Raw genomic sequence first — 25,676 nt, forward strand, 5'->3', positions numbered from 1 at the left:
GCCCGTGCCTGCCCCCGCAGTGTGCTCCGGGAGGAGGCCGAGGTCGACCATCACACGGTGGTCGACCATCACACGGTGGTCGACCATCACACGGTGGTCGACCATCACACGGTCACGGTGTCCAGGTCGGGGTCGAGGTCGGGCTGGGCGACGGTGGCGTGCGGCAGCCGGACGGTGAACGTCGTCCCGCCGGGCCGGCTGTCGACGGTGACCGTCCCGCCGTGACCGGCGACGACGGCGCGGGCGATGGCCAGGCCGAGGCCGGTGCTGCCCGCGGTGCGCGACCGTGAGGAGTCGCCGCGGGCGAACCGCTCGAAGACCGAGCCGAGCAGGTCCGGCGGGATCCCCGGCCCGTCGTCGGCGACCTGGAGCACCGCCGCGCCGTCCTCGACCCGCAGCCGGGTGACGGCCGTGGTGCCCGGCGGCGTGTGCGTGCGGACGTTGGCCAGCAGGTTGGCCAGCACCTGGTGCAGCCGGCCGTCGTCCCCGGGCACGAGGACGGCGGTCGCCGGCAGGTCGACCCGCCAGCGGTGCGCCGGTCCCGCGGCGTGCGCGTCGCTGACGGTGTCCATGACCAGGGCGGTCAGGTCCACCGGCTCGCAGGCCAGCTCGCGGCCGGCGTCCAGGCGGGCCAGCAGCAGCAGGTCGTTGACCAGCCCTGACATCCGCACGGCCTCGGACTCGACCCGGCGCAGCGCCTGGGCCACGTCGTCCGGCACCTCGCTGGTGCTGCGGCGGACCAGCTCCGCGTAGCCCCGGATGGAGGTGATCGGCGTCCGGAGCTCGTGGCCGGCGTCGGCGACGAACTGCCGGACCTGCGTCTCGGAGGCCTGCCGGGCGGCCAGCGAGTCCTCCACGTGGTCGAGCAGCCGGTTGAGCGCCGCCCCGACCCGGCCGACCTCGGTGTGCGGGTCGGTGTCGGCGGCGGGTACGCGCTCGGCCAGCCGCACCTCGCCGGTGGCCAGCGGCAGCTCGGCGACCCGGCCGGCGGTCGCGGCCACCCGGTGCAGCGGCCGCAGCGTGCGGCCGATGACCACGAAGCCGGCTGCCGCGGCGGCCAGCAGGCCGAGGAGCCCGACGCCGACGTCCACGGCGACCAGCCGCAGCAGCGCGCTCTGCACGGGGCCCAGGGGCAGGCCCGTGACCAGCACGTCCCCGACCGCGCCGGCGGCCGCGACGACGCGGTACTGCCCCAGCTCGCCGCCCAGGTCCACGGTGTGCGGCACGCCGACGGCCGCCACGTCGGCGAGGACCGCCTGCTGCGGTCCGTGGAGCACCTCCACCTCGCCGCTGGCGGTGATCACCGCGGCCTCGGTCACCACGCCGTCCTCGACGCGGGCCCCGAGCGTGCCGTCGCCCTGGCCCGGCGTGACCAGGAAGTCGGGGCCGGCGTCGTCCCGGTCCGCGGGCCCGCCCGCGTCGGCGTGGGTCGAGCGCTCGACGGCCGCGGCCAGCCGGGTGTCGACCTGGTCGAGCATCTGGTCGTGCAGCGCGGTCGTGGCGACGGCGCCGACCACGGCCAGCACCACCGCGAGCGGCACGAGGAAGACGGCGAGCAGCCGGGCGCGCAGCGACAGCCGCCGGGCGGTCGCAGGTGTCATGACCCCACGGTGGGGTGCGGGTCTGGACGGCGGCTGGACGCCGGGATGGAGGTCGCTGGATCCCCGTGCCGCCCGGCTCACAGGCGCGTCACAGGTACCCGGGGCACGCTGCCTGCCTGCTGTGTCGCAGCCCGAGAGGAGCAGCCCCATGCCACCCCTGACCGACACGGACGGCACGGTCCCGCCCGCACCGCCGGTCTCGCCGTCGCCTCCGCCGATGCGCGCGTCGGACGCCGACCGGTGCGCCACGGTCCGCGTGCTCCAGGACGCGGTGGCCCGCGGGCTGCTCGCTCCGGACGAGGGCAGTGAGCGGATGGCGGCCGCCTTCGGCGCGGTCCACGTGCGCGACCTCGGGCCGTTGACCGCCGACCTCCCCCCGGCACCTGCCGCGCGGTCCGCGCCGTCCGCGCCGGGCTGGCAGCCGCTGGCGATCATGGCCGTCGAGCAGGTGCGGTCCTCGCTGCACGGCACGGAGGGCCGGCTGTCCCCGGCTCGGGTCGCCGTCGTGGTGCTGGCCGCCGTCCTGCTGCTGTTCACGGTGGGCTGGCTGGCGGGCGAGGTGCTCTTCGACGGGCACGGCGGGCGCGGATTCGGGCCCGGCTGACCGGTCTCGCTCCCTCGGCCGTCGTCAGGCGTACCGCGCGACGAAGTTGGCCAGGATCCGGCCCGGCTCGCTCACCACGGCCAGCGAGACGCGGGCGATGAGCTCCTCCATCTCCGACGGCGGGAAGTAGCCCGCGTGCTGGTAGACCCGCACCCGCGTGACGATGCCCGCGACGTCGAGCTCGGGGTGGAACTGGGTGGCGTAGACGTTGCGCCCCACCCGGAACATCTGGACCGGGCACGCCGCCGAGGTGGCCAGCAGCACCGCGGACGGCGGCAGCACGCGGCAGGCCTCCTTGTGGCCGACGAACGCCTCGAAGACGTCCGGCACACCGGCCAGCAGCGGGTCGGCCCGCCCGTCGGGGGTCACCTCGATCGGCACGCACGAGACCGGCTCGCCGAAGGTCCGGTCGACCACGCCGCCCTGGTGCACACCGAGCGTCCCGACGCCGTAGCAGGCGCCGAGGAAGGGGAGGTCCCGGGCGACGACCTGGTCGAGCAGGCCGGCGAGCTCGGCCTCGACCCGCCGCTGGGTGTCGGACTTCTCCCCGGGCGGGTCGCTGGAGTTGAACGGCCCGCCGCCCAGCACGATCCCCGAGTAGTCGTCGAGGTCGAGCTCCGGCAGCGGCCCGGCCTCCAGGCGGATGCGGCGCAACTGCCCCTCGGCGAGCCCCGTCAGGCGCAGGACCGCCGCGTACTCGTCGTCCGCGGCGGCGTCCTCGGCCCGTGAGGCCAGCAGCAGGAAGGGCCGCACGGCCAGGGATGCTATGCCGAGCACCCCGCGGTCGCTCCCCGCCGTCCTTCCCCGCCGCCTGCGCCGGGAGTAGAAACGGCGCATCCCGGCGCGACGGGCACCGTCTCCCGCCGGACCTGCGGGGAGGGGGTGCCCCACCCATGACGACGGACTCCGACCGTCGGTCGCCGCCCTGTGCCCTGGTGATCTTCGGCGCCTCCGGCGACCTGACCGCGCGCAAGCTCCTGCCGGCGGTCGAGCAGCTGGCCGGGTACGGCGCGCTCCCGGCCGAGGTGGCCCTGGTCGGCGTCGCCCGGACGCCGATGAGCGACGACGAGTTCCGCGCCTACTGCCGCGAGCGGGCCCCCGGCGAGGGCAACGGCCGCTGGGGCGAGATCACGGCCGCCGCCCGGTACGTCGCCGGCGACTACGACGACCCCGCGACCTACGCGCGGCTGGCCGAGGTGCTCGGCTCGTGCGACCGCGACAGCCGGACGGCGGGCAACCGGGTCTACTACTTCGCCACGCCGCCGCGGCTGTTCGGCCCGATCGCGACCAGCCTCGGGAAGGCGGGGCTGAGCCGGCCGACTGATGGCGACTTCGTCCGCGCGGTGATCGAGAAGCCGTTCGGCTGGGACGAGGACAGCGCCCGGGTCCTGTACACCGACCTGACCTCGGCCTTCGACGAGGAGCAGATCTTCCGCATCGACCACTACCTGGCCAAGGAGACGGTGCAGAACCTGCTGGCCCTGCGGTTCGCCAACTCGATCTTCGAGCCGATCTGGAACCGGACCTGGGTCGACGACGTGCAGATCACCGTCGCCGAGACGATCGGCGTCGGGAGCCGCGGCGGGTTCTACGAGACGGCCGGGGCGATGCGGGACATCGTGCAGAACCACGTCCTCCAGGTGCTCTCCCTGTTCCTGATGGAGCCCCCCACCTCCTTCCGCGCGGAGGCGATCCGCGACGAGAAGGTGAAGCTGCTGCGCGCCATCCGGCCGCTGGAGGACCCGCGGGACATCGCCGCCAACGCCGTCCGCGGCCAGTACACGCGCGGCGGCACCCGCGCGGACCTCATGCCCGGGTACCGGGACGAGCCCGGCGTGGACCCGCTGAGCTCGACGGAGACCTTCGTCGCGCTGCGGCTGGACATCGACAACTGGCGGTGGACGGGCGTGCCGGTCTTCGTGCGGACCGGCAAGCGGCTGCCCGCCCGGGTCACCGAGGTCGCCATGGAGTTCCGCCGGCCGCCGCAGCTGCCGCTGTTCCCCGGCACCGCCACGCACCTGGAGCCGGACGCGCTCGTCGTCCGCGTGCAGCCGGACGAGGGGCTCAGCCTCCGCTTCGGCGCCAAGGTGCCCGGGCACGCGTTCCGGGTGCAGAAGGCGTCGATGGACTTCTCCTACGAGAGCTTCGAGGAGCAGTCCCCGGACGCCTACGAGCGGGTCATCCTCGACGCCCTGATCGGCGACCCGACCCTGTTCACCCGCGCGGACGAGGTGGGCCGGTCGTGGCGCATCGTCGACCCGGTGCTGCGGTACTGGGAGGCCGACTCCCAGCCCATCCCGCTGTACCAGGCGGCCACCTGGGGCCCGCCCGAGGCGGCCGCGCTCATCGCCCGGCACGGCCGGACCTGGCGACAGCTGGGCTGACGAGGAGGTGCCGCCCGTGACCCTCCACCCCGCCGACGTCTCTGACCCGCGCCGGCTCGGCCTGTTCGACGGGACCGGCGACGCGCAGCTGCACGAACTCGCCGAGGTCGCCGAGGTGCGGCGCTTCCACCCCGGCGAGGAGCTGTTCGGCGAGGGCCGGCCCGCCGAGTACTGGTGGGTCCTCCTCGAGGGCAGCCTCGACCTCGTCCGCCACGTCGGTCGCGAGGAGACCCTGCTCGGGACGATGGACGTGCCCGGCCGCTGGGCCGGTGGGTTCCGGGCGTGGGACGAGCACGGGGCCTACCTGGCGACCGGGCGCGCCTCGAGCGAGGGCCGCGTCCTCCGGGTGCCGTTCGAGGCCCTGCGCGCGTGGGCCACCACCTGGTTCCCCGTCGGGGTGCACCTCATCGAGGGGCTGTTCCGGACCGCCCGCACCTTCGAGTCGATCACGCGGGAGAAGGAGGCCCTGATCGCCCTGGGCACGCTCGCGGCCGGCCTCGCACACGAGATCAACAACCCCGCCGCCGCGGCGTCCCGCGCGGTCGACGACCTCGGGACGGCCTTCGACGACGTGCTGACCGCGCTGCGCCGGCTGGCCGCCGCCTCCGTCACCGGAGACCGGTTCGCCGCGCTGGACCGGCTGCGCGGCGAACTCGCCTCCCGGACGCCGGCCGCCGACCCGGTGGTCGTCGCCGACCACGAGGAGGCCCTGGCCGACTGGCTGTCGGCGCACGCCGTCGACCGGGCCTGGGAGCTGGCCCCGGTGCTCGCCGCGGCCGGAGCCGACGTCCCCTGGTGCGAACGCGTGGCCGAGGTCCTCCCCGGTGCTCCGCTGGAGGCAGGGTTGGCGTGGGTGGCCGGCACGCTGTCCACGGCCGGCCTCCTCGGCGAGGTGGAGGAGTCCACCCGGCGGATCTGCGACCTGGTGGGGGCGGTGAAGTCCTACTCCCAGATGGACCGCGCCTCGCTGCAACGGACCGACGTCGTCGAGGGCCTGGAGAGCACCCTGGCGATGCTGGCCCACCGCATCCCCGCGGGGGTCACGGTCGTGCGGGACCACGCCGCCGACGTGCCCGCGATCGAGGCGCGGGCCGCGGAGCTCAACCAGGTCTGGACCCACCTGCTCGACAACGCCCTCGACGCCGTCGCCGGCCGCGGGACGATCCGCGTCTCCACCTGTGCCGACCGGGACGGCGGGGTGGTCGTCGAGGTCGGTGACACCGGCCCCGGGATGTCACCGGAGGTCCAGCGGCACGCGTTCGACCCCTTCTTCACGACCAAGGACGTCGGCCAGGGCGTCGGCCTCGGTCTCGACGTCAGCCGCCGCATCGTCGAGCGCCACCACGGCGACATCGCCATCGACGTCCGCCCCGGGGAGACGGTGGTCCGGGTCCGGCTGCCCCGCGCCGCAGCGGCGCGCTGACGCGACCGGCACCGGCGAAGCCCTTCCCAGCGCCGCGCGTCCGTGGTCGACTGCGCTCCACCGCCGCGCCGGCGGGCCACCGGCACCTGGAGGCAGCGATGTCCCTGGAGTTGATCGAGGTCGGGGAGCGCAGGCGCGCCGCCGCGCGGGCGGGCACCGGGTCGGACCGCACGGCGCCGTGACCGCCACCGCGCCCCGCGGCACCGGGGCGGTGAGCCCGGGGAACGGCAACGGCGGGCCGGCTCCCCGCCGCGCGGCGATCCAGGCCCGCACGCTGCGCACCGACCGCTGGTGGGTGCAGCCGGCGATCACCGTCGTCGCGCTGGTGCTGTTCGTCGTCTACTCGACCTTCCGCGCGTTCCAGAACGCGTACTACTTCAGCGAGCCCTACATCTCGCCCTTCTACTCGCCGTGCATCACCACCGGCTGCGAGGGCGAGACGTTCCCCGAGCTGTTCACCGGGCCGTCGTGGATCTCGCCGGCGATCTACATCCTCGTCGTCCCGCTGGGCTTCCGGCTGACCTGCTACTACTACCGGAAGGCCTACTACCGCTCGTTCTGGCTCTCCCCGCCGGCCTGCGCGGTCGCCGAGCCGCACCGGCGCTACACCGGCGAGACCCGGTTCCCGCTCATCGCGCAGAACGTGCACCGGTACTTCTTCTACCTGGGCCTGCTGTTCAACGTCGTCCTGACCTACGACGCCGTCCTGGCCTTCCGGGACGAGACCGGCGCGTGGGGGCACATGGGCCTCGGCACACTCGTGCTGCTGGCCAACGCCGCCCTGCTGTGGCTGTACTCGCTGTCCTGCCACTCGTGCCGGCACGTCGTGGGCGGCCGGCTCAACTCCTTCTCCCGGCACCCGCTGCGGTACCGCGCCTGGACGCTCGTCTCGCGGCTCAACGGCAGCCACATGAAGTACGCGTGGATCTCGCTGTTCGGCGTGGCCTTCGCCGACTTCTACGTCTTCCTCCTGGCCACCGGCACGATCTCGGATCTGAGGTTCTTCTGATGGAGCTCGAGAGGCACGACTACGACGTCGTCGTCGTGGGCGCCGGCGGGGCCGGGCTGCGGGCCGCCATCGCCGCCCACGAGGAGGGCGCGCGGACCGCCGTCGTCTGCAAGTCCCTGCTGGGCAAGGCGCACACGGTGATGGCCGAGGGCGGCATCGCCGCGGCCATGGGCAACGCCTGGCCCGACGACAACTGGCGGGTGCACTTCCGGGACACCATGCGCGGCGGGAAGATGCTCAACCACTGGCGCATGGCCCAGCTGCACGCGCAGGAGGCCCCCGACCGGGTGCACGAGCTCGAGGACTGGGGCGCGCTGTTCGACCGCACCCCCGACGGGCTGATCAGCCAGCGCGACTTCGGCGGCCACCGGTACGCGCGCCTGGCGCACGTCGGCGACCGCACCGGCCTGGAGCTGATCCGCACCCTGCAGCAGCGCACCGTCGCCCTCGGCATCGACGTCTTCATGGAATCCACGGTCACCCGGCTGCTCACCGACGCGGAGGGGGTCACCGGCGCCTTCGGCTACTGGCGGGAGTCCGGCCGCTTCGTCGCCTGGCAGGCACCCTCGGTCGTGCTCGCCACCGGCGGGATCGGCAAGGCCTACAAGGTGACCTCGAACTCCTGGGAGTACACCGGCGACGGCCACTCCCTGGCCCTGCAGGCCGGCGCCTCGCTGGTCAACATGGAGTTCGTCCAGTTCCACCCGACGGGGATGGTCTGGCCGCCGTCGGTGCGCGGGATCCTGGTCACCGAGAGCGTCCGCGGCGACGGCGGCGTCCTGAAGAACTCCTCGGGCAACCGCTTCATGTTCGACTACATCCCCGACTTCTTCCGCAAGGAGACGGCGGAGACCGAGGACGAGGCCGACCGCTGGTACGACGACAAGAAGAACAACCGCCGCCCGCCCGAACTGCTGCCCCGCGACGAGGTGGCCCGCGCGATCAACAGCGAGGTCAAGGCCGGCCGCGGGTCCCCGCACGGCGGCGTCTTCCTCGACATCGCCTCGCGCCGCTCCGCCGACTACATCCGCCGGCGGCTGCCGTCGATGTACCACCAGTTCAAGGAGCTGGCCGACGTCGACATCACCGCCGAGGCGATGGAGGTCGGGCCCACCTGCCACTACGTGATGGGCGGGGTGGAGGTCGACCCCGACACCGCGGCCGCGCGGGTCCCGGGGCTGTTCGCGGCCGGGGAGGTCGCCGGCGGCATGCACGGCTCCAACCGGCTCGGCGGCAACTCGCTGTCGGACCTGCTGGTGTTCGGCCGGCGCGCCGGGGTGGCCGCCGCCGAGCACGCGCACAAGCGGGCCGGCCTGGTCGCGCTGGCCGACGCGGCGCTCGCCGACGCGGCCACCGCGGCGCTGGCGCCGTTCGAGCGGGAGGGTGGCGAGAACGCCTACACGGTGCAGCAGGAGCTGCAGCAGACGATGCACGACCTGGTCGGCATCATCCGCACCGCCCCGGAGATGGAGCGGGCGCTGGAGCGGATCGAGGCCCTCAAGCAGCGGGTGGCCGCGCTCTCCGTCGAGGGCCACCGCCAGTACAACCCGGGCTGGCACATCGCCCTGGACCTGCCGCACATGCTGCTGGTCAGCGAGTGCATCGCGCGGGCGGCGCTGGAGCGCGAGGAGAGCCGCGGCGGGCACACCCGCGACGACTTCCCCGCCGCCGACGCCGACTGGGCGCGGACCAACCTCATCTGCACCCGGACTCCGGACGGCGGGGTGGCCGTCACCCGCCAGGCGCTGCCGGAGATGCCACCGGAGCTCGCCGAGATCTTCGAGGAGCAGCCGTGACAGAGGCCGGCGAGCCGAGCATCGGCGCGGACGACGGCGGCGGGGGTGAACGCAGCGGCGGCTACGACGCCACCTTCCGGGTCTGGCGCGGGGACGCCTCCGGCGGGGAGCTGCAGACCTTCACGGTGCTGGTCAACGAGGGCGAGGTGGTCCTCGACGTCATCCACCGGCTCCAGGCCACCCAGGCCGGGGACCTCGCCGTCCGCTGGAACTGCAAGGCCGGCAAGTGCGGGTCCTGCAGCGCGGAGGTCAACGGCCGCCCGCGGCTGATGTGCCTGACCCGGATGAGCACCTTCGCCGAGGACGAGACGGTCACCGTCACCCCGCTGCGCACCTTCCCGGTGATCCGCGACCTGGTCACCGACGTGTCCTACAACTACGAGAAGGCCGCGCAGATCCCGGCGTTCACCCCCCGCCCCCGCGACCCCGACGGCAACCACCGCATGCAGCAGGTGGACGTCGAGCGCCCGCAGGAGTTCCGCAAGTGCATCGAGTGCTGGCTGTGCCAGGACACCTGCCACGTCATCCGGGACCACGAGGAGAACAAACGGGCCTTCGCCGGGCCACGGTTCCTCATCCGGCTGGCCGAGCTCGACATGCACCCGCTCGACGAGCGCGACCGCCGGGACGCCGCCCAGGAGGAGTTCGGCCTCGGCTACTGCAACATCACCAAGTGCTGCAGCGAGGTCTGCCCCGAGGGCATCCACCTCACCGACAACGGGATCATCCCGCTCAAGGAGCGCGTGGTGGACCGCAAGTACGACCCGCTCACCTGGCTGGGGTCGCGGATCCGGCGACGCCCGCGGGAGTGAGGGGAAGGACCGCCTCCTCACCCCTCGCACGCTCGGGGCGAGCCTCGGGGCGGGGCCGCGGCGGGCCCCTGCACCGGGGCCGTCGGTCGTGCTACCGGCCGGCCGCCCGGCGCTCCGCGCCGCTCTCGCCGGCGTCCCCGGGGTCGTCGCCGCCGGCCACGCGCCCGACGAAGCCACCGGTCTCGCCGGTGCCCGTCGTGCTCCCGGCGTCGGGGGCGTCGCTGTCCCCACCGCCCTCCGCCCGCGTCCGCGCCGTGGCGTCGTCGCGGTCGACGTCGTCCTCACCGGGCCGTGGGTCGGGGTCCATGGTCGCCTCCGTCGCGTGCGTGCCTGACCGGCCGACCGCGTCCTACCCGGCCGGCCGGGGGCCGGCACACCCTCCCGGATGACCCGGCTGACCACCCTTCTCCCGAACGGTCGACCCCTCCCGTCACGGGCGTCACACCCCACCTGCACGGTTGGCGGTATCTGACCAACCCTTCCGAGTAGTTCGTGGGATGCGTCACACAGCGGAGGGTCACGTCCCGCCGATAGTGGCGGCATGGCACGCCGCCTCTCGCTCGCGAGCACCGCGACCCAGCGTCGGGTCGCGCCCGCATCGGCTCCCGCCCCCTGGTGGCGGGACGCGGTCGTCTACCAGGTGTACCTGCGCTCGTTCGCCGACAGCGACGGCGACGGCATCGGCGACCTGCGCGGCCTGCGGCAGCGGCTGCCCTACCTCGCCTGGCTCGGCGTGGACGCGGTCTGGATCAACCCGCACTACCCCTCCGGGGGCGCGGACGGCGGCTACGACGTCGTCGACTACCGGGCGGTGGACCCCGACTACGGCGACGTCTCCGACCTCGAGGCGGTGGTGGCCGACGCCCGCCGGCTGGGGCTGCGGGTCGTGCTCGACGTCGTCCCCAACCACACCTCCGACCGGCACCCGTGGTTCCAGGCCGCGCTCACCGACCCGGACTGCCCCGAGGCCGGCCGCTACCACTTCGCGCCGCCGTCGGAGGAGCCGCCGAACAACTGGCAGTCGCTGTTCGGCGGGCCGGCGTGGTCGCGCACCCCCGACGGCCGCTGGTACCTGCACCTGTTCGCCCCCGAGCAGCCCGACCTCAACTGGCGCGACCCCGCCGTCGCCGCCGACTTCGAGGAGACGCTGCGGTTCTGGCTGGACCGCGGCGTGAGCGGCTTCCGGGTGGACGTCGCCTACGGCCTGTTCAAGGACGCGCAGCTGCGCGACAACCCGGGCGCCTACTCCCCCACCCTCTTCGGCCACGGCCCCGAGCAGGCCATGACGTGGAACCAGCCCGAGGTCCACGACGTCTGGCGGCGCTGGCGGGCGGTCTGCGACGAGTACCCGGAGACCATGCTCGTCGGTGAGGTGTGCCTGGCCGACCTCGAGCAGGTGGCGCTCTACTCGCGGCCCGACGAGATGCACCAGTCCCTGTCGTTCCGGCTGCTCAAGTCGCCGTGGGACACCGCCTCCTTCGCCGACGCGATCACCTCCGCGCTGGACGCGTTCGGCGCGGTCGGCGCCCCGGTCTCCTGGGTGCTGGGCAACCACGACAAGGACCGCCAGGTCACCCGCTTCGGCGGCGGGACCGTCGGCCGGGCCCGCGCCCGCGCGGCGGCCCTGCTGCTGCTGGCCCTGCCGGGGTCGGCCTACCTCTACGCCGGCGACGAGCTCGGCCTGCCGCAGGCCGTCGTCCCGGACGAGGCGAAGCGCGACCCGATCTTCTTCCGCAGCGGCGGGTCCCGGGCCGGTCGGGACGGCTGCCGCGTCCCCATGCCGTGGAACCCCGCCCCCGGGGTCGGGTTCTCCGCCTCCCCCACCGTCGAGCCGTGGCTGCCGATCCCCCGGGACTGGCGCCGGTACGCGGTGTCGCTGCAGGCCGGCCAGGGCGGCTCGGCGCTCACGCTGCACCGGCGGGCCCTGGCCCTGCGCAGGGCCCACCCGGCGTTCGGATCCGGTGCCACGACGGTCACCACGCAGGGCGACGTCCTGACCGTGCGCAGCACCGGGTCGGACGAGACCGTGCGGTGCGTGGTCAACATGGGCACCGAGACGACGCTCACGGCCTGCCCCGGCACGGTGCTGCTGGCCTCCACCACCCGCGTCCGGCAGTCCGGCGACAGCGTCGTCCTGCCGCCGAACAGCGCGGTCTGGGTCCTGGAGGACTGACCCGGACACCTGTGGGCTCGCCCACAGGTCCACGCATCTTCGTGCACGACGTGCAAAGCTGCACGGTGTGCACGAAGAGGGCGGTCTGCGGGAGCGCAAGAAGGCCGACACCCGGCGCCGGCTGACCGAGGCGGCACAGGAGCTGGTGCTCGCCCACGGCCTGGACGGCGTGACCGTCGAGCAGGTCTGCGGCCGCGCCGGCGTGTCCCTGCGCACCTTCTTCAACTACTTCGAGTCGAAGGAGCAGGCCGTCCTCGGCCCGCAGCCGCAGGTCGGGACGCCGCAGGGCCGGACGGCGTTCGTCGCGGGCGGCCCCACCGGCGACCTGCTCGCCGACCTCCTGGAGCTGCTGGACCCGACGCCGCAGTTCGACGAGGTGGGCCGGGCCGGCCTGCAGACGGCGATCGCCCTCGCCGAGCGGGAGCCGCGGCTGCTGGCCGCCCACCTGGCGCGCGAGGTGTCCCACGAGCAGGAGATCGCCGGCCTGCTGGCCGCCCGGCGCGGACTGGCCGCCCCCGACACCGGCTGCACGGCCGTGGCCGCGGCCGCCCAGGCCCTCGTGCGGACGGCGGCCCGCGCCTGGTTCGAGGCCGACGACGGCACCCCGCTGCACGACGCACTCCAGGCGACGAGGACCGCCTTCCTCGCCGCCCTGCACACCGCGCCGACGGACTCGGCACCCCCACCGGAGCAGGGAGCACGTTGACCCCCCCGACCACCGACTCGGCACCGATCGTCCTGACCCGGCGCCGGATCAACCTCATCTTCTCGGCGCTGGTCGCCGGGATGCTCGTCTCGAGCCTCGACCAGACGATCGTCTCCACCGCGATGCCCACCATCGTCGGCGACCTCGGCGGCGTCCCGCACATGGCCTGGGTGACCACCGCCTACCTGCTGGCCAGCACCCTGGTCATGCCGATCTACGGCAAGTTCGGCGACCTGTGGGGCCGGCGCGCCCTGTTCCTCCTCGCCATCGGCCTGTTCACCGTGGCCAGCGTGGGGGCGGCGCTGTCGCCGGACTTCACCTGGTTCGTGATCTGGCGCGGGGTCCAGGGCCTCGGCGGCGGCGGGATGATGATCCTGTCGCAGGCGATCATCGCCGACGTCGTCCCGGCCCGGGAGCGCGGCAAGTACATGGGCCCGCTGGGCGCCGTCTTCGGCCTCTCCGCCGTCGCCGGGCCGCTGGTGGGCGGCTGGCTGACCGACTCGCCGAGCCTGGGCTGGCAGTGGTGCTTCTGGATCAACGTGCCCGTCGGCGTCGCCGCGCTGCTCATCGGCTGGTTCGCGCTGAGCCTGCCGCGGAAGAGGAACACCGAGCCGGTCGACTACGCCGGCATCGTCACCCTGTCGGCCGCGACGACCTCGCTGGTCTTCTTCACCGACTCCGGCGGCGACTGGGGCTGGACCGACCCGTGGACGCTGGCGCTGATGGCCGCCTTCGTCGTCTCGGCGCTCCTCTTCGTGCTCGTCGAGCACCGGGCCGTGCAGCCGATCATCCCGATGTCGCTGTTCCGCAACGGCACCTTCGTGGTCACCACGGCGCTCGGCGCCGCCGTCGGCCTGGGCATGTTCTCGGCGATCGCCTTCATGCCGACCTTCCTGCAGATGGCGTCGGGGACCTCGGCGGCCAACTCCGGCCTGCTGATGCTGCCGATGATGGGCGGCCTGTTCATCACGGTCATCGGCTCGGGCATCGCCACGACGAAGACCGGCCGCTACAAGGTCTTCCCGATCGCCGGCGTGCTCGTCGTGGCCGCGGCGATGGTGTGGATGACCAGCCTCTCCGGCGAGACCTCGCTGTTCACCATCTGCACGATGCTGTTCGTCATCGGCCTGGGCCTCGGCCTGATCATGCAGATCGTGGTGCTGGTGGCGCAGAACGCCGTGCCGCCGTCGGACCTCGGCTCGGCCACCGCCACCAACAACTACTTCCGCGAGGTCGGGGCCACCCTCGGCGTGGCGATCTTCGGGACGATCTTCACCAGCCGCCTGGCCGAGAACCTCGGCGGCGCGCTGCAGGCCAACGCCGAGCAGGCGGTCGCGGCGGGCATCACCTCGCCCGACAGCCTGGTGCCGCGGGCGGTGCAGGCCGCCGGCGAGCCGCTGCGCACCGCGATCGTCGACTCCTACGCCGACGCGCTCGCCCCCGTGTTCGCCTACCTGCTGCCGGCGTTCGCCATCGCGCTGGTGCTGGCGCTCCTGCTCAAGGAGATCCCGCTGTCCGACGTCGCCGGAATGGTGGCCCGCGGTGAGGCCGTCGAGGACCCGTCGCTGCGCGGGCCCGACCGCTCCGCCGACGAGCCGGCGGAGGGCCTGACCGACCGGCGCGCCGCCGACGAGGAGGAGTCCACCGCGGTCCCGAGCTGACCGCCGGCTCCGGCGCCGGGAACCCTCCCCGGCGCCGGGGCCGTCAGGACGGCGGCACCAACCGGACGGCGTCCAGCGCGGTCAGCGCCCCGAGCTCGTCGGCCACCATGACGATGTCGGTGATCCGGCCGTCGGAGAGCGTGAGCACGTCGATCACGCGGAGCACCAGCTCGCGGCCGGTCGGCTCCAGCGGGCCCGCGGTCGTCGTCCACGGCCCCACCTGGCGGCCGCGCATCCGGAAGGCGACGGCGACCTGCTCGCCGCCGTCCACGACCGCCACCACCTCCCGCTCCAGCCGCTCGAAGACGCTCTGCACCGCGCGGGCCCGGGCGACGAGGTCGGACGCGGCGATCGGCGTCCCGTTGACCCGCACCGGGTCGGCGTAGAGCTCACGGAAGGCCGCGACCGCGGCACCGTCGTCCGGCAGCGGGTCGGTCCACAGCCGCAGCAACCGCTCGACGTCGAAGGCCATGCGGCCAGGCTGGCCGCGTGCCCGGGCCCCGCACCAGGGTCCTTCCTCAGCGGGGACCCGGGTCGGGCAGCAGGCTGGCGCTGCGGCCCAGGACGACGGAGAGCACGAGCGCGGCGACGGTCAGGCCCCCGGCGAGCAGCACCACGGCCGGCCAGCGCCCGCCGTCCCAGGCCAGCCCCGCCAGCGTGCCGCCCACCGACGAGCCGACGTAGTACCAGAACGAGTACAGCGACGCCGCCTGCCCGACCGCGCGACCGCCCGAGGCCGCCCGCAGCGCCACCCAGCCGCTGGCCACGCCGTGCGCGGCGAAGAAGCCGACGGTGAGCACGCACAGCCCGACGACGAACCACGCCAGTGGCGCGGTCAGCGTCAGCACCACCCCGCCGGCCATGACCGCCACCGCCACCGGGACGACCGGCCGCCGTCCGAACCGCCCGGCCAGCTCACCGCCGACCGCGGAGCTCACCGACCCGAGCAGGTAGGCCAGGAAGACCAGGCCGGCCACCGCGGGCGCCAGCCCGTACGGCGGGGACTCCAGCCGGAAGGTGGCGGCGTTGTACACGGCCACGAACGAGCCCATGAGCAGCGCGGCGAGCCCGTAGAGCCCGAGCAGGACCGGGTCGGTGACGCCGGCGACCAGCTGCCGCAGCAGCGGCACCGACCGCGGCACCCGCACGAAGCGGCGGGACGGCGGCAGCAGCAGCCGGACGGCGACCGCGCAGCCCACGCCCAGCGCCGCGATCCCCCCGGCCGCCGCCCGCCAGCCGCCCAGGTCGACCAGCAGCCCGCCGAGCAGCCGGCCGGTCAGCCCGCCGATCGCGTTGCCGCTGACGAACAGGCCGATCGCCCGCGCGCTGACCGAGGCGTCCAGCTCCTCCCGCAGGTAGGCCGCCGCGACGGCGGGCAGCCCGGCCAGCGCGAAGCCCTGCAGCCCGCGCAGCACCAGGAGCACCGGCCAGGACGGCGCCGCGGCGGCCAGGGCCGCCAGGACCGCCGCGGCGGCCAGGCTGCCGTGCAGGATCGCCGTCCGTCCGCGCCGGTCGGACAGCGGGCCGAGGACCAGCAACCCGGCGGCCAGGCCGGCGGTCGCGACCGAGACCGCCAGCGTCGAGGCGGCAGGCGAGATGTCGAAGGACCGCGCGAGCTCGGGCAGCAGGACCTGCGGCAGGTAGAGCATCGCGAACACCGCGATCCCCGCCAGGAAGATGGCCAGTGACGCGCGGCGGAACCCCCGCTCGCCGGCCCGGTGCCCCGGCTGGTCGGGCGGTCGCGGGTCCACGTCCCGACTCTGCGCCTGTGACCGGGGACACCGCGCGACGGCCCGCTCGTCCCGCCTGGAGAGCCCGACCGCGAGGACGGCTGACCGCCACGGTCCCCGTACCGGCCCTCAGGCCGGTACGGGCACCGGTCTCGCCGGGTCCCCCGGATCGAGCACGTGGTGGTCCAGCCGCAGCCGGGTCAGCGCCGCGTGCAGCGCGGGCGAGGTGCCGCGGATCGTCAGCCGCCGCCCGTGCCGGATCGCCCGGCGGTAGGCGGCGCCGATCGCTCGCAGGGCCGCGTGGTCGGCCACCGCGAGCGCGGCGGCGTCGACGGTCCAGTGCGGGCAGTCCCCGGCGAGCAGCGCCGACACCGCGTCGGACAGCAGGTGGGCGGTCCGGCGGTCGAGCCGGCCGGACAGCACGGCACGGCCGCCGACCCGGTCGACCCGGACGAGGAAGGGCGGCCCGGGGACGGCGGGACCGGCCGGGGAGGAGGACTGGGCGGGCATCATCACCTCGGCGGGCGAGTGGGCGTGCCCGTCGGCGGGACGGGCACGCCCACTCGCGGACTGCCTGGGCTGCGGTCTCAACCCGGACCGACTGTATCGGAACGACGTCGTTCCGACCAGGGGCGGAGGGCTCTGCCGACGGCGGGGCGCCCGGCGAAGAGTCGGCCCGGCCCGCCCCCGCCCCGAGGAGTCCCCGATGACCCGACGCCGCCTCCGCCTCGCCGTCCTCGGCACCGCCCTGGCCGCCTGCGCCCTGCTGGTCCCGGGCGCCACGGCCGGTGCCGACCAGGGGCGGCACGACCCAGGGGGCGAGGTCGCGCTCGTCTTCGACGTCGTCCTGAGCCCGTTCAGCTACACCGACCTGGGCGAGCCCGGCCCCTCCGCCGCGGACGTCATCGTCTTCTCCGACCGGCTGCTGCAGGACGGCCGCGAGGTCGGGCACGAGGTCGGCAGCTGCGTGCTCGTCGACCCCGCCGGGCTGGCCAACTGCACCGCGGTGGTGACCCTCGACGGCGAGGGCACGCTCACCTACGCGTTCGAGAACGCGCCGCCGCCGGAGAAGACCCTGGCGGTGACCGGCGGGTCGGGCGAGCACCGCGGGGCCGCCGGCGACGGCACGTTCGTCGAGCACGGCGACGGCACCGGCACCCTCACCCTGACGCTGGACGGACGCTGACGCGCCGGCGGCCGCCGGCCCTCAGGTCCGCGGCACCTCCGGCGACGGCGCCGGAGCGCGGCGCTCCTGCGGCGGGACGACGTCGCCGACGTCGACCCCGTCCCGACCGCCGGGGACCTCGCCGGCCGGTGTCCGCCCCACGTGCCGCAGGGTGAAGGCCAGCATGATCGACGAGATGCCGCGGAACAGTGCCATGACACCGACCCAGAACAGGATCAGGAAGGTGCGGCGCGCGAGGGTGTCCGACGGGTCGTCGGTGGACACCCACAGCGCGAGCAGCAGCAGGGCCACCCCGCTGACCAGCCCGGTCCACCAGTAGGGGGTCTCCCCCCGGGACGCGACGCCGCGGACGATGTCGAACGTCCCGGCGAACAGCAGCACCAGGCCGAGCACCGACGCCAGCGCGAAGAACGTGTTGATCGGCCGGATGAAGGCCCACAGCCCCGCCAAGACGAACAGCACCGCCAGCACGTAGTGCAGGACCTTCCAGCCGCCGGCCACCAGGCCGGCCAGCGCGGCCTCGTTCACCCCCGCCGCCACGAACACGATCCCGAGCAGAACCCCGACCGCCGCGATGGACCCGACGTCGGCACGCAGCACGACCCACGCGAGGAGCAGCCAGGCCACCCCGACGACCAGCATCACCCACCAGTAGCGGGCCGTCCCCCGCAGCAGCAGCCGCGTGGGTTCCTGCAGGCCCGTGCGCCCTCCGTCGTCCATGGCTCCTCCCACTCCTCGCCCCGGCACGCGCGACGGCGCGCCGGTGGTCCGACGGCGGCGAGCCTCGTCCTCTCCGCGGCGGGCGACCACGGCCGGAGGTCACCGACCGCGGCCGGAGGTCACCCGTGCGGGAACTGTTCCCGCACCGCCGCCATGTCGAGGTCCCGGACCGTGGCGATGAGCAGGTCCACCGAGTCGGCGGGCAGCGAGCCTGGCTCGGCGTACACCAGGACGCCGTCGCGGAAGACCATGAGCGTCGGTACCGACCGCACGCCCACCGCCGCGGTCAGCTCCCGCTCGACCTCGGTGTCGACGGTGGCGAACACCAGGTCGGGGTGCCGCTCGGAGGCGGCCGCGAACACCGGCGCGAACGAGCGGCTGGGGTGGTACCAGGAGGCGCGGAAGTCGACCAGCACGATGCCCTCGGCGCTGACGGCGTCACCGAAGTCGGCGGCGGAGAGGCTGACCGTGGTCATCGTCCCTCCCGGGGAACGGGGAGCCCGTCGCCCCGGTACCCGGGGCGACGGGCGGCGAGTCCTGCGGCCTGGTCGATCAGCGCGGCGGGGACCCGCCCGGCCCGCCGGACGGCGGCTCGCCGCCGGGCTCCCCGGAGGGCGGCGTGCCGCCGGGGGCGCCGGACGGGGCGCCGTCCCCGCCGAGCTGCCCGCCGGTCGGCGCCGTGGTGGTGTCCACGCCGACGGCGAGGGTGACGGTGTACCCGCCGGCCACGTCCCCGGTGGCCGTGCCGAGCTGGCTCGCGCCGCCGTCGTCGCCGAACACGTTGTCGCCGGCCAGGCTCACCCGGGCCAGGTCGGTCACCGAGGCCTCGTAGCCGGGCTGGGCGTACACCGTGTCGCAGATGTCCTGCGGCAGGGCCACCTGAGAGGTGGCGATCGCGGTGGTGGCATCGGTGATGGAGGCCTGGTCGGGGTAGACCTCGAAGTGGACGTGCGGCCACCGCCCGCTGTAGCAGGCCGGGAAGATGCTCGTGAAGCGGACCTTCCCGTCGGCGTCGGCGACCTGCACGCCGCGCAGGAAGTTCTGGTCCTCGACGCCGGCCGAGTACATCGAGTAGCCGCCCTCGCGCGTGCAGTGCCAGACGTAGACGGCCACCCCCTCGAAGGGGACGCCGCCGCCCGCGAGGTCGGTGACGGTCAGCTCCAGGGTCATCGGCACGCCCTCGGCGGTCCCGGTGGCCCCGCCGAAGCTGGAGCGGATGTCGCTGCGGACGATGCCGCTCTGCTCGAGCACGTCGGGCCCGTTGGACCCGTCGCCCGGGTACGGGCCGGCCGTTTCCTCGGGGATCTCGCCCGCCGACGCCGTCCCACCCGCCGACGACGTACCGGAGGCGGACGAGCCGCCGCCGCCCGCGCCGCAGGCGGCCAGCCCCACCCCCGTCGCCCCCAGGCCGAGCAGCGCCAGCAGCCGACGCCGGCTCAGCAGCGTGCCGACGTCGAAGCCGAGCCCCTGGTCGACCAGCTCCTCCTGCGGCCGCGGCAGGGACCGCCCCTCGTACGTCGCTCCCCGGTCGGGTGCCATGCGCTCTCCGTCCTCTCGCCGTGTCACCGGCGATGCTGGGCGCCCGACCGGGGCCGGACCTGGGACCCCCCTGGGAGTCCCGGTCCGGCCCGCCTCAGCCCAGGACGACGAGCAGGTCCCCGCCCTCGACCTGCTGCACCTCGCTGATGGCCACGCGGGTGACGGTGCCGGCCTGGGGGGCGGTGATGGCCGCTTCCATCTTCATCGCCTCGATGGTGGCGATGCCCTGCCCGGCCTCGACGGTGTCCCCCTCCTTCACCTGCAGCGTGACGACTCCGGCGAACGGTGCGGCGACCTGGCGGGGGTCGCTGCGGTCGGCCTTCTCGGCGGCCTTGACCGCGGCCTCGATGGACCGGTCGCGCACGCTGACCGGCCGCAGCTGCCCGTTGAGGGTGCACATGACGGTGCGCATCCCGCGCTCGTCGGCGTCGGACACCGCCTCGACCCCCATCAGCAGGGTGACGCCGGGTTCGAGGTCGACGGCGTGCTCGGTGCCGGTGCGCAGGCCGTAGAGGAACTCCTTGGTGGGCAGCACCGAGACGTCGCCGTACTGCTCGGAGTGCGCCAGGTACTCCTTCGTCGGGCCGGGGAACAGCAGCCGGTTCAGCGTCGCCCGCGGCTGCTTCGCCAGGCCGTCGACGTCCTCCTGCGTCAGCTCGGCGGGCGGCTGCGCCTCCCGCCGACCCTCCAGCGCCCGGGTGCGGAACGGCTCGGGCCAGCCGCCGGGCGGGTCGCCGAGCTCGCCGCGCAGGAACCCGATCACCGAGTCGGGCAGGTCGTACTTGCCCGGGTCGGAGGCGAAGTCGTCGACGGTGACCCCGGAGCCGACCAGCTGCAGCGCCAGGTCGCCGACCACCTTCGAGCTCGGGGTGACCTTGACCAGCCGGCCCAGCAGCCGGTCGGCCGCGGCGTAGGCGTCCTCGACCTCCTCGAACCGCTGCCCCAGGCCCAGGGCGATGGCCTGCTGGCGCAGGTTGGACAGCTGCCCGCCGGGGATCTCGTGCGTGTAGACCCGCCCGGTCGGGGACGGCAGGCCGGACTCGAACGGCGCGTAGACCCGCCGCACCGCCTCCCAGTAGGGCTCCAGGTCGTTGACCGCCCGCAGGTCCAGGCCGGTGGCCCGCTCGGTGGCGTCGGTGGCGGCCACGATCGCCGACAGCGGCGGCTGCGACGTCGTCCCGGCCATCGAGGCGACCGCGCCGTCGACGGCGTCCACCCCCGCCTGCCACGCCGCCATCAGCGTGGCCAGCTGCCCGCCGGCGGTGTCGTGGGTGTGCAGGTGGACCGGGAGGTCGAAGCGCTCGCGCAGCGCGGTCACCAGGCGGGCGGCCGCGGGCGGGCGGAGCAGGCCGGCCATGTCCTTGATCGCCAGCACGTGCGCGCCGGCGTCGACGATCTGCTCGGCCAGCCGCACGTAGTAGTCCAGCGTGTACAGCGTCTCGCCCGGGTCGGCGAGGTCGCCGGTGTAGCACAGCGCCACCTCGGCGACCGCGGTCCCGGTCTCGCGGACCGCGTCGATCGCCGGGCGCATCTGCCCGACGTCGTTGAGCGCGTCGAACACGCGGAAGACGTCGATGCCCGTCGTCGCCGCCTCGGCCACGAAGGCATCGGTGACCTGCTCGGGGTAGGGCGTGTAGCCGACGGTGTTGCGGCCGCGCAGCAGCATCTGCAGGCAGACGTTGGGCACCGCCTCGCGGAGTGCGGCCAGCCGGTCCCACGGGTCCTCGTGCAGGAACCGCAGCGCCACGTCGTAGGTCGCCCCGCCCCAGCACTCCAGGCTGAACAGCTGCGGCGCGGTGCGGGCGACGTGGCCGGCGACGGCGAGCAGGTCCTTGGTGCGCACCCGGGTGGCCAGCAGCGACTGGTGCGCATCGCGGAAGGTGGTGTCGGTGACCGCCAGCGCGGTCCGGGCGCGCAGGTCGGCGGCGAACCCCTCCGGGCCCAGTTCCAGCAGCCGCTGGCGGGACCCGTCCGGCGCGGGCGCGCGCAGGTCCACCGGGGGCAGCTTCTCCAGCGGGTCGACCAGGTGCGGCCGCTCCCCGTGCGGCCGGTTGACCGTGACGTCGGCCAGGTAGGTCAGCAGCTTCGTGCCGCGGTCGGCCGAGGACCGCGCGGTGAGCAGCTCGGGCCGCTGCTCGATGAACGACGTCGTCACCCTGCCGGCGCGGAAGTCCTCGTCGTCGAGCACCGCCTGCAGGAACGGGATGTTGGTGGCCACCCCGCGGATGCGGAACTCCGCCACGGCGCGGCGGGCGCGGGCCACGGCGATGTCGAACGTGCGGCCGCGGCAGGTCAGCTTGACCAGCATCGAGTCGAAGTGGGCCTCCACCTCCGCGCCCAGCGCCGCCCCGCCGTCCAGCCGGATGCCGGCGCCACCGGGTGAGCGGTAGGCGGTGATCCGGCCGGTGTCGGGGCGGAAGCCGTTGGCCGGGTCCTCGGTGGTGATCCGGCACTGCAGCGCCGCGCCGCGCAGCGCGATCGTGTCCTGCGCCAGCCCGAGGTCGGCCAGGGTCTCCCCCGCCGCGATCCGCAGCTGGGACTGCACCAGGTCGACGTCGGTGACCTCCTCGGTGACCGTGTGCTCCACCTGGATGCGCGGGTTCATCTCGATGAACACGTGCCGGCCGGAGCGGTCGAGGAGGAACTCCACGGTGCCGGCGTTGACGTAGCCGATGTGGCGGGCGAAGGCGACCGCGTCGGCGCAGATCCGCTCCCGCAGCGCGGGGTCGAGGTTCGGCGCCGGCGCCAGCTCGATCACCTTCTGGTGTCGGCGCTGCACCGAGCAGTCCCGCTCGAACAGGTGGACCACGTTCCCGGCGCCGTCGGCGAGGATCTGCACCTCGATGTGGCGGGGGTCGACCACCGCCTGCTCGAGGAAGACCGTCGGGTCGCCGAACGCCGACTCCGCCTCCCGCATCGCCGCCTGCACCGCCGACGACAGCTCGGCGGGGTCCTCCACCCGGCGCATGCCGCGCCCGCCGCCGCCGGCGACGGCCTTGACGAACACCGGGAACGGCAGCTGCTCGGCGGCGGCCAGCAGGGTGTCCAGGTCGGCGCTGGGCTCGGTGGAGGCCAGCACCGGCAGCCCCGCCTCCCGCGCCGCGGCGATCGCCCGCGCCTTGTTGCCGGTCAGCGTCAGGACGTCGGCCGGCGGGCCGACGAAGGTGATCCCCGCCGCCGCGCACGCCTCGGCCAGCTCCGGGTTCTCCGACAGGAACCCGTAGCCGGGGTACACCGCGTCCACGCCGGCCCGCCGCGCCGCCGCGACCACCTCGTCGACCGACAGGTAGGCCCGCACCGGGTGCCCGATCTCGCCGATCTGGTAGCTCTCGTCGGCCTTGAGCCGGTGGACCGAGTTGCGGTCCTCCCACGGGAAGACCGCGACCGTGCCGATCCCGAGCTCGTAGGCGGCGCGGAACGCCCGGACGGCGATCTCCCCGCGGTTGGCCACCAGCACCTTGCCGAACATCTCGCCCCTCACAGCCTGTCGTCGGTCACGGGTCCCGCGGTCCGCGCGCGGACACCGGATTACTCGACCACGTCCGGGCGGCGGTGTCACCCACGTGCGTCCGCGGGGACACCGCCGCCGGTCGCGTCGTTCCTCAGTGGATGTGGGAGCCGCCGTTGACGTCGTAGGTGGCCCCGGTGACGTAGCCGGTCTCCTCGCGGCACAGGTAGGTGATGAGGTCGGCGACGTCGGAAACCCGGCCGTTGCGGCCCACGGGGATCCCGGCGACGAGCTGCTGCTTGCGCTCGCCCTCCAGCGCCCCGCCGGTGATGTCGGTGTCGATCAGCCCGGGCGCGACGGCGTTGACCGTGATCCCCGAGGGCCCCAGCTCGCGGGCGAGCGCCCGGGTGAAGCCGAGCTCGGCGGCCTTGGCGGCGGAGTAGGCCACCCCGCCGAAGACGCCGCCGCCGCGCTCGGCCGACACCGAGGAGAGGAACACGATCCGGCCGAAGCCGCGCTCGGCCATGCCGGGCGCCAGACGCCGCGTGACGTTGAAGGCACCGCGCACGTTCACGGCGAAGATGCGGTCCCACTCCGCCCCGGTGACCTCGAGGAACGGCGTGGGCGAGGTGATGCCGGCGTTGTTGACGAGGGCGCCGACCGGGGGCAGCGCGCCGTCCAGGACGGTCAGCGCGTTCTCCACCGACGCCTCCTCGGTGATGTCGCAGCCGATCCCGACGGCCTGCACGCCGTTGCGGTCGGCGACCTCGTGCGCGGCGTCCTTGGCGCTGGCCTCGTCCAGGTCGAGGACGGCGACGTTCCAGCCGGCGGCGGCGAGGGCGTGGGCGGTGGCGCGGCCGATGCCGCGCTTGGAGCCGGCGCCGGTGACGACGGCGGTCTTGTCGGAGACGGTCATGGGGTCCTCCAGGGTCTTCCGGGTGTGCGGGGTGGGTGGGGGTCAGGCGGTGGCCGGGGTGGGGTCGGCGGCCCAGGGGGCGTGCGTGCCGCCGCCCAGCTCGGCCTTGACCCGCGCGACGACGGCGTCGGTGGACAGGCCGTAGCGGTCGTGCAGGGTGGGCAGGGCGCCGGCGGCGAGGAACTCGTCGGGCAGGGCGATCGGGACGATGCGGGTGCCCACGCCGGCGAACGCCAGCGTCGAGGCGACCGACTCGGCCAGCCCGCCGACGACGGTGTGGTTCTCCAGGGTGACCACGAGCCGGTCCGTCCGCGCCGCCCGCAGGATCGCCTCGGTGTCCAGCGGCTTGATGGTCGGGACGTGCAGCACGGCGACGTCGACGGAGTCGGCCTCGAGCCGGGCGGCCGCCTGGAGCGCCCGCATGGTCATCAGGCCGGTCGAGATGAGGACGACGTCCCGGCCGGTGCGCAGCTCGGCGGCCTTGCCCAGCTCGAAGCGGTAGTCGTACTCGTCGAGCACCGTGGGCACCGCGCCGCGGAGCAGCCGCAGGTAGGTGGGGCCCGGTGCCGCGGCCAGGGCCGGCACGGCCTGCTCGATGTCCACCGAGTCGCAGGGGTCGACGATCGTCAGGTTCGGGCAGCCGCGGAGGATCGCGAGGTCCTCGGTGGCCTGGTGGCTGGGGCCGTACCCCGTCGTCAGGCCGGGCAGGGCCCCGACGACGTTGACGTTCAGGCCCGGCTCGGCGATGTCCAGGCAGAGGAAGTCGTAGGCCCGCCGCGTCGCGAACACCGAGTAGGTGGAGGCGAACGGCACCAGCCCGACCTCGGCCAGTCCGGCCGCCGCCCCGAGCATCGCCTGCTCGGCCATGCCCATCTGGAAGAAGCGGTCCGGGTGGGCGTCGCGGAACACGTGCATGTCGGTGTACTTGGCCAGGTCGGCCGACAGCCCGACGATCTCGGGCCGCTCCTCGGCCAGCCGGTTCAGCGCGTGCCCGAACGGGGCGCTGGTGGTGCGCTGTCCCGGGTCGGCGAACGAGGCGATCATCGCCGAGGTGGTCAGCTTCTTGCGGGGGGCGGTGCTGGTCATCGGGTCAGTCCTTCCTGCAGCTGGTCGCGGGCGATCTGCCACTCGTGCTCCTCGACCCGCATGAAGTGGGCCTTCTCCCGGTTCTCGAGCAGCGGCACCCCGCGCCCGATGCGGGTGTCGCAGATGAGCACCGACGGCGAGCCGCGGTGCTCGCGGATCTCGTCGAAGGCGTCGACGAGGGCGCCGACGTCGTTGCCGTCCACGCGCAGGGCGTGCCAGCCGAAGGCCCGCCACTTGTCGGTGACCGGCTCGGTGCGCAGGACGCCGGCCGTGGGGCCGTCGGCCTGCAGGGCGTTGACGTCGACGATCGCGGTCACGTTGTCGAGGCCGTGGTGGGCGCAGGCCATGGCGGCTTCCCAGGTGGAGCCCTCGTCCAGCTCGCCGTCGGAGAGCAGGTTGAACACCCGGGCGGGGTTGCCGAGCCGGCGCAGCCCCAGGCCCATCCCGGTGGCGACCGTCAGGCCGTGGCCCAGCGAGCCGCCGGAGATCTCCATGCCGGGGGTGTAGGAGGCCATCCCCGACATCGGCAGCCGGGAGTCGTCGGAGCCGTAGGTCTCCAGCTCCTCGAGCGGGATGGTCCCGGCCTCGGCCAGCGCCGCGTACAGCGCGATGGCGTAGTGGCCGATGGAGAGCAGGAAGCGGTCGCGGTCGGCCCAGTGCGGGTCCTCGGGCCGGTACCGCAGCTGGTCGGTGTAGACGACGGCGAGGACGTCGGCGACGCCCAGCGCCTGGCCGATGTAGCCCTGGCCCTGCACCTCCCCCATGTCGAGGGCGTTGCGGCGGATGCGGTACGCGGCCTGGCGGATGCGGTCGATCCGCTCCGCCCGGTCGGCCGTGGTCCCGGCCGCCTGCGGTGTGGTCAGCGAGGTCATGTCGGTCTCC

General features: G+C 74.5%; 23 protein-coding genes. 10 read left to right on the forward strand and 13 right to left on the reverse strand.

The window, feature by feature from the left end; genetic code table 11:
* Positions 1-104: 104 nt before the first annotated feature.
* Entirely contained in the window at positions 105-1,601 is a 1,497-nt protein-coding gene (locus ACI782_RS20155; RefSeq protein WP_456911869.1) for a sensor histidine kinase, read from the reverse strand.
* 148 nt (positions 1,602-1,749) lie between these two features.
* Between ACI782_RS20155 and ACI782_RS20160 the strand changes: the two genes are divergently transcribed.
* On the forward strand, positions 1,750-2,205 hold the full coding sequence (locus ACI782_RS20160; RefSeq protein WP_456911870.1) for a DUF1707 SHOCT-like domain-containing protein: 456 nt from the start codon (positions 1,750-1,752) through the stop codon (positions 2,203-2,205).
* A gap of 24 nt (positions 2,206-2,229) precedes the next feature.
* On the opposite strand, the gene ACI782_RS20165 is transcribed toward ACI782_RS20160, so the two are convergent.
* A complete protein-coding gene (locus ACI782_RS20165) occupies positions 2,230-2,958 on the reverse strand; it encodes a glutamine amidotransferase (protein ID WP_456911871.1) in 729 nt (242 codons plus the stop codon).
* A 140-nt stretch (positions 2,959-3,098) separates the two neighbouring features.
* On the opposite strand from ACI782_RS20165, the gene zwf reads away from it, so the two are divergent.
* From zwf to ACI782_RS20190, 5 genes are all read left to right on the forward strand, one after another.
* Entirely contained in the window at positions 3,099-4,589 is a 1,491-nt protein-coding gene (gene zwf, locus ACI782_RS20170; RefSeq protein WP_456911872.1) for a glucose-6-phosphate dehydrogenase, read from the forward strand.
* Positions 4,590-4,605: 16 nt separating this feature from the next.
* Entirely contained in the window at positions 4,606-6,012 is a 1,407-nt protein-coding gene (locus ACI782_RS20175) for a sensor histidine kinase (protein ID WP_456911873.1), read from the forward strand.
* Between the two features lie 178 nt (positions 6,013-6,190).
* Positions 6,191-7,021: a hypothetical protein gene (locus tag ACI782_RS20180; protein ID WP_456911874.1), complete on the forward strand. Its 831-nt coding sequence runs from the start codon at positions 6,191-6,193 to the stop codon at positions 7,019-7,021.
* Positions 7,021-8,817, forward strand: coding sequence for a fumarate reductase/succinate dehydrogenase flavoprotein subunit (locus tag ACI782_RS20185; protein WP_456911875.1), 1,797 nt, complete (start codon positions 7,021-7,023; stop codon positions 8,815-8,817). The genes ACI782_RS20180 and ACI782_RS20185 overlap by 1 nt, the downstream gene beginning before the upstream one ends.
* A complete protein-coding gene (locus ACI782_RS20190; protein WP_456911876.1) occupies positions 8,814-9,629 on the forward strand; it encodes a succinate dehydrogenase/fumarate reductase iron-sulfur subunit in 816 nt (271 codons plus the stop codon). The genes ACI782_RS20185 and ACI782_RS20190 overlap by 4 nt, the downstream gene beginning before the upstream one ends.
* A gap of 91 nt (positions 9,630-9,720) precedes the next feature.
* Here ACI782_RS20190 and ACI782_RS20195 read toward each other — a convergent pair whose 3' ends face one another.
* Positions 9,721-9,936 carry a hypothetical protein gene (locus ACI782_RS20195; protein ID WP_456911877.1) on the reverse strand — a complete coding sequence of 72 codons (216 nt, stop codon included), beginning with the start codon at positions 9,934-9,936 and terminating at the stop codon, positions 9,721-9,723.
* Between the two features lie 234 nt (positions 9,937-10,170).
* On the opposite strand from ACI782_RS20195, the gene ACI782_RS20200 reads away from it, so the two are divergent.
* The 3 genes from ACI782_RS20200 to ACI782_RS20210 all read left to right on the forward strand — a co-directional run bounded on the left by ACI782_RS20200 (position 10,171) and on the right by ACI782_RS20210 (position 14,169).
* On the forward strand, positions 10,171-11,802 hold the full coding sequence (locus ACI782_RS20200; RefSeq protein WP_456911878.1) for a glycoside hydrolase family 13 protein: 1,632 nt from the start codon (positions 10,171-10,173) through the stop codon (positions 11,800-11,802).
* A 67-nt stretch (positions 11,803-11,869) separates the two neighbouring features.
* Positions 11,870-12,508 carry a TetR/AcrR family transcriptional regulator gene (locus ACI782_RS20205; protein WP_456911879.1) on the forward strand — a complete coding sequence of 213 codons (639 nt, stop codon included), beginning with the start codon at positions 11,870-11,872 and terminating at the stop codon, positions 12,506-12,508.
* Positions 12,505-14,169 carry an MDR family MFS transporter gene (locus ACI782_RS20210; protein ID WP_456911880.1) on the forward strand — a complete coding sequence of 555 codons (1,665 nt, stop codon included), beginning with the start codon at positions 12,505-12,507 and terminating at the stop codon, positions 14,167-14,169. Before ACI782_RS20205 ends, ACI782_RS20210 begins: the two co-directional genes overlap by 4 nt.
* 43 nt (positions 14,170-14,212) lie before the next feature.
* Here the strand turns inward: ACI782_RS20210 and ACI782_RS20215 are convergent, their stop codons facing one another.
* The 3 genes from ACI782_RS20215 to ACI782_RS20225 all read right to left on the reverse strand — a co-directional run bounded on the left by ACI782_RS20215 (position 14,213) and on the right by ACI782_RS20225 (position 16,409).
* On the reverse strand, positions 14,213-14,641 hold the full coding sequence (locus ACI782_RS20215; protein WP_456911881.1) for a nuclear transport factor 2 family protein: 429 nt from the start codon (positions 14,639-14,641) through the stop codon (positions 14,213-14,215).
* A gap of 46 nt (positions 14,642-14,687) precedes the next feature.
* Positions 14,688-15,920, reverse strand: a complete 1,233-nt coding sequence (locus tag ACI782_RS20220; RefSeq protein ID WP_456911882.1) for an MFS transporter — start codon at positions 15,918-15,920, stop codon at positions 14,688-14,690.
* A gap of 108 nt (positions 15,921-16,028) precedes the next feature.
* Positions 16,029-16,409, reverse strand: a complete 381-nt coding sequence (locus ACI782_RS20225; RefSeq protein WP_456911883.1) for an STAS domain-containing protein — start codon at positions 16,407-16,409, stop codon at positions 16,029-16,031.
* Between the two features lie 196 nt (positions 16,410-16,605).
* On the opposite strand from ACI782_RS20225, the gene ACI782_RS20230 reads away from it, so the two are divergent.
* Positions 16,606-17,085, forward strand: coding sequence for a hypothetical protein (locus ACI782_RS20230; protein ID WP_456911884.1), 480 nt, complete (start codon positions 16,606-16,608; stop codon positions 17,083-17,085).
* Positions 17,086-17,106: 21 nt separating this feature from the next.
* Here the strand turns inward: ACI782_RS20230 and ACI782_RS20235 are convergent, their stop codons facing one another.
* The 7 genes from ACI782_RS20235 to ACI782_RS20265 form a co-directional block, all read right to left on the reverse strand.
* Entirely contained in the window at positions 17,107-17,805 is a 699-nt protein-coding gene (locus ACI782_RS20235) for an HdeD family acid-resistance protein (RefSeq protein ID WP_456911885.1), read from the reverse strand.
* A gap of 119 nt (positions 17,806-17,924) precedes the next feature.
* Positions 17,925-18,281 carry a thioredoxin family protein gene (locus ACI782_RS20240; RefSeq protein ID WP_456911886.1) on the reverse strand — a complete coding sequence of 119 codons (357 nt, stop codon included), beginning with the start codon at positions 18,279-18,281 and terminating at the stop codon, positions 17,925-17,927.
* 76 nt (positions 18,282-18,357) lie between these two features.
* Positions 18,358-19,344, reverse strand: coding sequence for an intradiol ring-cleavage dioxygenase (locus ACI782_RS20245; RefSeq protein WP_456911887.1), 987 nt, complete (start codon positions 19,342-19,344; stop codon positions 18,358-18,360).
* Between the two features lie 94 nt (positions 19,345-19,438).
* Positions 19,439-22,825: a pyruvate carboxylase gene (locus tag ACI782_RS20250; RefSeq protein ID WP_456911888.1), complete on the reverse strand. Its 3,387-nt coding sequence runs from the start codon at positions 22,823-22,825 to the stop codon at positions 19,439-19,441.
* 121 nt (positions 22,826-22,946) lie between these two features.
* On the reverse strand, positions 22,947-23,708 hold the full coding sequence (locus ACI782_RS20255; RefSeq protein WP_456911889.1) for an SDR family NAD(P)-dependent oxidoreductase: 762 nt from the start codon (positions 23,706-23,708) through the stop codon (positions 22,947-22,949).
* A 42-nt stretch (positions 23,709-23,750) separates the two neighbouring features.
* Positions 23,751-24,794, reverse strand: coding sequence for a transketolase family protein (locus tag ACI782_RS20260; RefSeq protein ID WP_456911890.1), 1,044 nt, complete (start codon positions 24,792-24,794; stop codon positions 23,751-23,753).
* Positions 24,791-25,666: a transketolase gene (locus ACI782_RS20265; protein ID WP_456911891.1), complete on the reverse strand. Its 876-nt coding sequence runs from the start codon at positions 25,664-25,666 to the stop codon at positions 24,791-24,793. Before ACI782_RS20265 ends, ACI782_RS20260 begins: the two co-directional genes overlap by 4 nt.
* Positions 25,667-25,676 lie beyond the last annotated feature (10 nt).

The organism is Geodermatophilus sp. SYSU D00703, from assembly GCF_054050155.1.